The organism is Mycobacterium sp., assembly GCF_049281135.1.
Lineage (GTDB): Bacteria > Actinomycetota > Actinomycetes > Mycobacteriales > Mycobacteriaceae > Mycobacterium.
The window spans coordinates 1-8,955 of record NZ_JBAPRN010000030.1 but is presented as its reverse complement, the minus strand read 5'-3'; the positions used below and the strand labels follow the sequence as shown (position 1 = coordinate 8,955).

Genomic DNA, 8,955 nt, shown 5'->3' with positions numbered 1-8,955 from the left:
GCTCAAGCTGGTCGGCAAGCTCCCGGCCAGCGTCGGCGTGGAGATTCCGGTGAACAGTGAGCCGCGCACCGGGTTGTCGATGGGTGAGCATCAGGCGATCACCGCCAAGCAGATGGGTATCAAGCGGGTCGACCAGGACGAACTCTCGGCGGCCAGTCACCGCAACATGGCAGCGGCCTATGACCGCGGCTTCTTCGACGATCTGGTCACCCCGTTCCTCGGCCTCTACCGCGACGACAACCTACGGCCGGACTCGTCGGCGGAGAAGCTGGCCAAGCTCAAGCCGGTGTTCGGTGTGAAAGCCGGCGACGCCACGATGACGGCCGGAAATTCGACGCCGTTGACTGACGGCGCCTCGGTGGCGTTGCTGTCCAGCGAGGAATGGGCCGCCGAGCACTCGCTGACCCCGCTGGCCTACTTCGTCGACGCCGAGACGGCATCGGTCGACTACGTCAACGGCCCCGACGGCCTGCTGATGGCGCCGACGTACGCGGTGCCAAGGTTGCTGGCGCGCAACGGACTGACGCTGCAGGACTTCGATTTCTACGAGATCCACGAGGCTTTCGCCTCGGTGGTGCTGGCGCATCTGCAGGCCTGGGAGTCCGAGGAGTACTGCAAGGAGCGGCTCGGCCTCGACGCGGCACTGGGGTCGATCGACCGATCCAAGCTCAACGTCAACGGCTCGTCGCTGGCCGCCGGTCACCCGTTTGCCGCGACGGGCGGACGCATCCTCGCCCAGCTGGCCAAGCAGCTGCACGAAGCCAAAACGAAGAACGGCGGTAAGCCGGTACGCGGCCTGATCTCGATCTGCGCCGCGGGCGGCCAGGGCGTCGCCGCGATTCTGGAGGCCTAGTAGCCGTGTCGCGGTGAGCGAATTGTTCGGGCGTTTAGCGACTGCAACGCCCGGGTAGCCAGATGGCTGGATAGCTCCGTGCTGTCGTCCGACCCCCCGACCCGACGACAGCCCGGGGCGTCCCCGAACTAACGCCCGTCGGTTGTCACGTGCGGGTAGAGACCGGGGCCGCCGACGGCATGAGGGGATTTCGTCGGCGGCCCCTCCCCACGTCCGGGTTTTGAACCGCGGTTTCCAAATCCCGACAGCACCACAAACCACAGCAGCACCCCAGCGCGGGGATAGACACCTTTTCGAAGTCGCATCGCGGGCGATATCAGCGCACGGGCGCACCCGACGGGTGATATCGCATATGCGTCGTTTCCGAAAAGACTGTCGTGGCCCTGAGGCGATGCTGGTGTGACCGGTGTTGCGAAGGATGCTCGACGTCGACCGCCCCTCACAGCACAATCCCCCGTCTCCGAGGAGAACGGGGGATTTTGCCGTGCAGTTTTGGATCAGAATGCGGCTTCGTCGAGCTCCATGATCTCGTTGTCGATCGTCTCCAGCACCTGGCGGGTGCTGGTCAACAACGGTAAGAAGTTCTTCGCGAAGAACGACGCCACGGCGATCTTGCCCTCGTAGTACGAGCGGTCGGAGTCGCTGCATCCGGCGTCCAAGGCCTCCAGAGCGACCGCAGCCTGACGCTGCAGCAACCAGCCGATGACCAGATCGCCGACGCTCATCAGGAAGCGCACCGAACCCGTACCCACCTTGTAGATGCTGGAGATGTCGTCCTGCGCGGCCATCAGGTAGCCGGTCAGCGTCGCCGCCATCGCCTGCACGTCAGCCAGGGCGGTGGACAGCAGCGCCCGCTCGGCCTTCAGTCGGCCGTTGCCGGACTCGTTGTTGATGAACTCTTCGATCTCCCCGGACACGTGGGCCAGCGCCACACCCTTGTCGCGGACGATCTTCCGGAAGAAGAAGTCCTGCGCCTGGATGGCCGTGGTGCCCTCGTAGAGCGAGTCGATCTTGGCGTCACGGATGTACTGCTCGATCGGGTAGTCCTGCAAGAAGCCGGACCCACCGAACGTCTGCAGGCTCTCGGTGAGCTTGGCGTAGGCCTGCTCGGAGCCGACACCCTTGACGATCGGCAGCATCAGGTCGTTGACCTTGACCGCCAGGTCGGCGTCCACACCGTGCAGTGCCTTGGCGACCGCCGCGTCCTGGTAGGTCGCGGTGTAGAGGTACAGCCCACGCAGACCCTCGGCGTACGCCTTCTGGGTCATCAGGCTGCGACGCACGTCCGGGTGGTGGGTGATGGTCACCCGCGGCGCGGTCTTGTCGGTCATCTGGGTCAGGTCGGCGCCCTGCACCCGCTCCTTGGCGTAGGCCAGGGCGTTGAGGTAGCCGGTGGACAGCGTCGCGATGGCCTTGGTCCCGACCAGCATGCGGGCGTTTTCGATGACCTCGAACATCTGCGCGATGCCGTCGTGCACCTCGCCGACCAGCCAGCCCTTGGCGGGCACGCCGTGCTGACCGAAGGTCAGTTCACACGTCGCGGAGACCTTCAGGCCCATCTTGTGCTCGACGTTGGTGACGAAGACGCCATTGCGCTCGCCCGGCTCGCCGGTCTCGAAGTCGAACAGGAACTTCGGCACGAAGAACAGCGACAGACCCTTGGTACCGGGGCCGGCGCCCTCGGGGCGGGCCAGCACCAAGTGGAAGATGTTCTCGAACATGTCGTCCGAGTCGCCGGACGTGATGAAGCGCTTCACGCCGTCGATGTGCCAGGAGCCGTCGTCCTGCTGGATGGCCTTGGTCCGGCCGGCGCCGACGTCCGAGCCGGCGTCCGGCTCGGTGAGCACCATGGTCGAGCCCCAACCGCGCTCGGCGGCCAGCACTGCCCACTTCTTCTGCTCTTCGGTGGCCAGGTTGTAGAAGATCTGGGCGAATCCCGCGCCGCCGGCGTACATCCACACCGCCGGGTTTGCGCCGAGCAAGTGCTCATGCAGCGCCCACAGCATCACCTTGGGCATCGGCATGCCACCCAGCTCTTCGTCCAGGCCGACTTTGTCCCAGCCGGCCTCGATGACCGCGTGCACCGACTGCTTGAACGAGTCGGGGAGCGTCACCGAATGGGTCTCGGGGTCGAATACGGGGGGATTGCGGTCACCCTCGACGAAGGAGGCGGCGACGGGCCCTTCGGCCAGTCGGCTCATCTCCGTCAGCATTTCGCGGGCGGTGTCGGCATCCAGGTCGGTGTAATCGCCTTCGCCGAATGACTTGTCAACGCCTAGGACCTCAAACAAGTTGAATACCTGGTCGCGGACGTTGCTCTTATAGTGGCTCACTGGTTCCTCCTCGATGAGAACGCCACCTGTGGTTGGGTACTTGGGCTAAGTTACCCACCAGTAACACGGCCAAAGTTATACCCATCGGTAACTGCGCGCAAGCGACTGTGAGCTAAATATCAACCAACTAGTTGGCCTCGTGCTGATCAAGACGGTGGCATACCCGTTTAGCTGCAGTAATGATGAATAGGTGTCAACTGTGCCAGGCGTCACCGCGCTGCCGGAAGTGGATCTGCGCCACCCATCCGGCCAACTGAGGACACGCCTGCGCGAGGTGGCCCACGAGGTGGGATTCTTTTACCTCACTGGACACGACGTACCCGACGGGCTGATCGACCGTGTGCTGGCGGCGGCGCGGCGGTTGTTCGCGCTACCGCAAGCCGAGAAGGACGCTGTCGCGATGGTGCGCAGTCCACACTTCCGCGGCTACACCCGGCTGGGCGGCGAGTTGACCCGCGGCGAAGTCGACTGGCGCGAGCAGATCGACATCGGTCCGGAGCGCGAGCCGATCGGCGGCCCGGGCAGGCCCGACTATCTCTGGTTACAAGGCCCCAACCAGTGGCCCGCAGGCTTGCCGGAGCTGCCGGGGATCGTCGCCGAGTGGGATGCGGCTCTGGCCAAGGTGGCCCGCAGCTTGTTGAGTCACTGGGCGGCAGCGTTGGGCAGTCCGGCGGACATTTTCGACGCCGCGTTCGCTGGGGCGCCCGCCACCTTGATCAAGATCGTGCATTACCCGGCGACGGCGACAAGATCGCAGGGCGTCGGTGCGCACCGGGACTCGGGGGTGCTGACGCTGCTGCTCGCCGAGCCGGGCAGTCAGGGATTGCAGGTGCGAACCGGACGCGACGGCGACTGGGTTGACGTTCCCGCACGGGACGGAGCGTTCATCGTCAACATCGGTGAGCTGCTGGAGCTGGCGACCGGCGGCTACCTGCGGGCCACCGAGCACCGGGTGAATCTGCGCCAAGCGGCGGATCGGATCTCGGTGCCCTACTTCTTCAACCCGCGATTGGACGCGCAGGTCCCAACGCTGTCGTTGCCGGCCGAACTCGCAGAGCGCTCCGGGCGTCGCGCGGACCTGTCTGATCCGATCTTCTCGGTGTATGGCCGCAATGCCTGGAAGAGCAGGTTGCGGGCACATCCGGATGTTGCGGCGGCGCACGGCCACGTGACTGGCAGCGCACAAGTTGTAGCGCCCGGCGGGTAGGGTCAGCACTACAAAATTCCGTCGACGCGAGTGAAGCCCGGTGAACCTACCCGACAAGCTGACGCCTACCTCCCTGCGCGAGGCCTTTGGTCATTTTCCGTCCGGCATCATCGCGATTGCCGCCGAAGTCGACGGGGTTCGAGAAGGGCTGGCGGCCAGTACGTTCGTCCCGGTGTCACTCGACCCGCCGCTGGTCTCGTTCTGTGTGCAGAACACCTCGACCACGTGGCCGAAACTCAAGGACGTCCAGGCGCTGGGTATCAGCGTGCTGGGCGAGTCACACGATCGCGCCGCCCGGGCCCTGGCCGCCAAGACCGGCGACAGATTCGTCGACCTGGATACGGTGTCCTACAGCAGCGGTGCGGTGTTCATCCACGGCACCAGCCTGTGGATGGAAACGGCGATCGAGCAACTCATCCCGGCCGGCGACCACACGATCGTGGTGCTGCGGGTCAGCGACGTCCGCGTCGACGGAGATGTCGCGCCGATCGTTTTCCACCGCAGCGTCTTCCGGCGCCTCGGCTTCTAGGGACGCCTGCCGAGTTCGTCGCGGTAGGCCTGTATCCGACGCTCGATTTCCGCGCCTTCATCGTATCGTCGTTCTTTGTGTGCGCGTTCAGCGCGTGCCGTCAGCTCGTTGATCGCTGTGCGAATGTTGTTGATGCTGGTGGGCTTTCGGATAGTCACGATGGCCGCCTTTCCGGTTATACCCGACGGTATTCGGATCAGCGGTGCCCTAACACCCGTTGCTTATCGACGGAACAGCTTGTTGCCCAGCCAGACAACCGGGTCGTATTTGCGATCGGCGACACGCTCTTTCATCGGGATCAGGGCGTTGTCGGTGATCTTGATGCTCTCGGGACAGACTTCCGTGCAGCACTTGGTGATGTTGCAGTAGCCGAGGCCGTGCTGCTCCTGTGCCTGGTCGCGCCGGTCCATCGTGTCCAGCGGATGCATCTCCAGCTCCGCGATCCGCATCAGAAAACGCGGGCCGGCGAATGCTTCCTTGTTCTCCTCGTGGTCGCGGATCACGTGACAGACGTTGTTGCACAGGAAGCACTCGATGCACTTCCGGAACTCCTGAGAACGCTCCACGTCCTCCTGCTGCATCCGGTAATCGCCGGGCTGCAGATCCTTGGGCGGCGCGAACGACGGGATCTCCCGGGCCTTTTGGTAGTTGAACGACACGTCGGTGACCAGATCGCGGATCACCGGGAAGGTTCGGATCGGCGTCACGGTGACCACCTCGTCTTCGGCGAAGGTCGACATCCGAGTCATGCACATCAACTTGGGCTTGCCGTTGACCTCAGCCGAGCACGAGCCGCACTTGCCGGCTTTGCAGTTCCACCGCACGGCCAAGTCGGGCGTCTGGGTCTGCTGCAGGCGGTGGATGATGTCGAGCACCACCTCGCCTTCGTTGACCTCCACGGTGAAGTCCTGCAGCCCACCGTTGGTGTCGTCGCCACGCCAGACTCGCATGGTTGCGTTGTAGCTCATCAGCCTCTCCGTCCTGGGTGGTCGGCCAGCTCTTCGTCGGTGTAGTACTTCTCCAACTCGGCGATCTCGAAGGCCTCGAGCAGGTCAGGCCGCATCGGGATCTGGTCCTTGTGCGTCACCGTGACGTCGGGCACCACCTCGTCGCCACCGGCGGCGCTGCAGACCAGCAAGACCTTGCGCCACGACGAGTCCATCCCTGGGTGATCGTCACGGGTGTGGCCGCCGCGGCTTTCGGTGCGCTCCAACGCCGCCTTGGCGACGCATTCGCTGACCAGCAACAAGTTCCGCAGGTCGAGGGCCAGGTTCCAGCCGGGGTTGTACTGCCGGTGTCCCTCGACGTGGATGTGCTTGAACCGCTCGCGAAGCTGGTCGAGCCGACCGAGGGCTTCGGTGATCTCCTCCGCCCTGCGGATGATGCCCACCAGGTCGTTCATCGACTGCTGCAGCTCGAGCTGCAGCGTGTAGGGGTTCTCCGCGCCGGCGCCGTTCGTCGGAGTCTCGAAAGGAGCCAGCGCCCGCTTCGCGGCGGTTTCGACGGCGTCCTCCGAGACTTTCGGACGGCTGCTCAACGCGCGCACGTAGTCGGCGGCACCCAGGCCGGCCCGACGACCGAAGACGAGGAGGTCAGAAAGCGAGTTGCCGCCGAGTCGGTTGGAGCCGTGCATACCGCCGGAGCACTCGCCGGCGGCGAACAGCCCGGGAACGGTGGCGGCGCCCGTGTCGGCATCCACCTCGATACCGCCCATGACGTAGTGGCAGGTGGGCCCGACTTCCATCGGCTCTTTGGTGATGTCGACGCCGGCCAGCTCTTTGAACTGGTGGTACATCGATGGCAGCCGCTTCTTGATCTGCTCGGGGGTCAGCCGAGAGGCGATGTCGAGGTAGACGCCGCCATGCGGGGTGCCGCGGCCGGCCTTGACTTCGGAGTTGATCGCGCGGGCGACCTCGTCACGGGGCAGTAGGTCCGGGGTGCGACGGGCCGAGTCGTTGTCCTTGAGCCACTGGTCGGCTTCTTGCTCGCTTTCGGCGTACTGGCCTTTGAACACCGGCGGGATGTAGTCGAACATGAACCGCTTCTCGTCGGAGTTCTTGAGCACTCCGCCGTCGCCGCGCACACCCTCGGTGACCAGGATGCCCTTCACGCTGGGTGGCCACACCATGCCGGTCGGGTGGAATTGGATGAACTCCATGTTGATCAGCGACGCGCCGGCCCGGAGCGCCAGGGCGTGGCCGTCACCGGTGTATTCCCAGGAGTTCGAGGTGACCTTGAACGACTTGCCGATGCCACCGGTGGCCATGACCACCGCGGGAGCCTCGAACAAGACGAAGTTGCCGCTTTCGCGGTGATAGCCGAACGCACCCGAGATCGCGTCGCCGTCTTTGATCAGCTCGGTGATCGCGCACTCGGCGAAGACCTTGATCCGGGCCTCGTAGTCACCCAGCTCGGCGTGGTCTTCCTGCTGCAGCGAAACGATCTTCTGCTGCATCGTGCGGATCAGCTCCAGGCCGGTGCGGTCGCCAACGTGCGCGAGCCGCGGGTAGGTGTGTCCACCGAAGTTGCGCTGGCTGATCTTGCCGTCTTTGAGGCGGTCGAACAGCGCGCCGTAGGTCTCCAGCTCCCACACCCGGTCGGGTGCCTCTTTGGCGTGCAGCTCGGCCATCCGCCAGTTGTTCAGGAACTTCCCACCGCGCATCGTGTCGCCGAAGTGAGTCTTCCAGTTGTCCTTCGGGTTGGTGTTACCCATCGCGGCCGCGCAGCCGCCCTCGGCCATGACCGTGTGGGCCTTACCGAACAGCGACTTGGTCACCACCGCGACCTTGAGGCCGCGTTCGCGCGCCTCGATGACCGCACGCAAACCTGCGCCGCCGGCACCGATCACGACAACGTCGTAGGAGTGCCGCTCGACCTCAGTCATGGAACCTCACTAAACTCTTTGATATCCGTGAAACGGTCTGTCAGCCAACAAATCTCAGGTCCGGGATGGCACCGCTGGCCACCAGTGCGATGTAGAAGTCGGTGAGCATCAGCGTGCCCAGGGTGATCCAGGCGTACATCTTGTGCCGAGTGTTGAGGTGACTGACCTGGGTCCATATCCAATACCGCACAGGGTGTTTGGAGAAGTGCTTCAGCCGTCCGCCGGTGACGTGGCGGCACGAGTGGCAGGACAGCGTGTACACCCACAGCATGACCACGTTGCCGACGAGGATCAGATTGCCTAGGCCAAAGCCGAATCCGCCTGGCCCGCTGTCGGAATGGAACGCGACGATCGCGTCGTAGCTGTTGATCACCGAGATGATGCCGGCGGCGTAGAAGAAATACCGGTGCGTGTTCTGCACGATCAGCGGGAACTTGGTCTCGCCGGAGTAGTGGACGCGCGGCTCGGCCACACCGCAGGCGGTGGGCGACTGCCACACGGTGCGGTAGTAGGCGCCGCGGTAGTAGTAGCAGGTCAGTCGGAACAGCAGCAGGAATGGCAGCGTCAGCGCCGCGTATGGCAGCCACCACACGTCCGGCAGAACTTGCGGCCAGAAGTCGCTGGACTCTTTGATGCAGCCCTGGCTGACGCACGGCGAGTAGAACGGTGTCAGGTAGTGGTACTTCGCGACGAAATAGTAATTCTGTTGGAACGCGCGGAAGGTCGCGTAGATAAGAAATGCGGCGAACCCCAAGTCAATTCGCAGCGGCGACATCCACCACCGGTCGGTGCGTAGCGATCGCGCCTGGATGTGTGCGCGCGTAGGTGAAAAGACACCGGACGCAGGACGGTTCGCCGTTGGTGCGCTCATCAAATGTTCCTCTTCGAACGGGCTGTTCGTCGAAGACTACACAGAGGAGGCCCCCGGATTCTCGGCGGGCTGACTTGTCAGGACCGGTTGTGGCCCCCGACACCCTCCTCGTCGACGTCGCGCCAAAAGTCGCGGTCGTAATCGGCGTCGGGAATGGCGATCTTTTCACCGGATTGCCGCACGGTAACCCGCGTTAAATCTAATTCCGATACATCGGTGTCAAGTAATTCGACATCGCCGAGGATCCGGTCAGCGTCAATCACGATGCGGCGCATTGC

General features: G+C 64.2%; 9 protein-coding genes. 3 read left to right on the top strand and 6 right to left on the bottom strand.

Annotated features, from left to right (window positions below; translation table 11 throughout):
• Positions 1-853: acetyl-CoA C-acyltransferase (locus WAN02_RS01215; protein ID WP_422262054.1), on the top strand; the 853-nt coding region annotated here is incomplete at its 5' end.
• Between the two features lie 497 nt (positions 854-1,350).
• Here the strand turns inward: WAN02_RS01215 and WAN02_RS01210 are convergent.
• Positions 1,351-3,186, bottom strand: coding sequence for an acyl-CoA dehydrogenase (locus WAN02_RS01210; protein ID WP_422262052.1), 1,836 nt, complete (start codon positions 3,184-3,186; stop codon positions 1,351-1,353).
• 199 nt (positions 3,187-3,385) lie between these two features.
• On the opposite strand from WAN02_RS01210, the gene WAN02_RS01205 reads away from it, so the two are divergent.
• Positions 3,386-4,393, top strand: a complete 1,008-nt coding sequence (locus WAN02_RS01205; RefSeq protein ID WP_422262056.1) for an isopenicillin N synthase family dioxygenase — start codon at positions 3,386-3,388, stop codon at positions 4,391-4,393.
• A gap of 40 nt (positions 4,394-4,433) precedes the next feature.
• The gene (locus WAN02_RS01200) at positions 4,434-4,922 is read left to right on the top strand and encodes a flavin reductase family protein (protein WP_422262050.1); all 489 of its coding nucleotides are present in this window, start codon (positions 4,434-4,436) and stop codon (positions 4,920-4,922) included.
• Here the strand turns inward: WAN02_RS01200 and WAN02_RS01195 are convergent.
• The 5 genes from WAN02_RS01195 to WAN02_RS01175 all read right to left on the bottom strand — a co-directional run.
• Positions 4,919-5,080 carry a hypothetical protein gene (locus tag WAN02_RS01195; protein WP_422262048.1) on the bottom strand — a complete coding sequence of 54 codons (162 nt, stop codon included), beginning with the start codon at positions 5,078-5,080 and terminating at the stop codon, positions 4,919-4,921. The two genes, WAN02_RS01200 and WAN02_RS01195, sit on opposite strands and share 4 nt — an antisense overlap.
• Positions 5,081-5,143: 63 nt before the next feature.
• Positions 5,144-5,890 (bottom strand): succinate dehydrogenase/fumarate reductase iron-sulfur subunit, encoded by a 747-nt coding sequence (locus WAN02_RS01190; protein WP_325685935.1) that lies wholly within the window; start codon positions 5,888-5,890, stop codon positions 5,144-5,146.
• On the bottom strand, positions 5,890-7,806 hold the full coding sequence (locus tag WAN02_RS01185; RefSeq protein ID WP_422262045.1) for a fumarate reductase/succinate dehydrogenase flavoprotein subunit: 1,917 nt from the start codon (positions 7,804-7,806) through the stop codon (positions 5,890-5,892). The genes WAN02_RS01190 and WAN02_RS01185 overlap by 1 nt, the downstream gene beginning before the upstream one ends.
• 40 nt (positions 7,807-7,846) lie before the next feature.
• Positions 7,847-8,677 (bottom strand): hypothetical protein, encoded by an 831-nt coding sequence (locus WAN02_RS01180; protein WP_422262043.1) that lies wholly within the window; start codon positions 8,675-8,677, stop codon positions 7,847-7,849.
• Between the two features lie 77 nt (positions 8,678-8,754).
• Positions 8,755-8,955: hypothetical protein (locus WAN02_RS01175; protein ID WP_422262041.1), on the bottom strand; the 201-nt coding region annotated here is incomplete at its 5' end.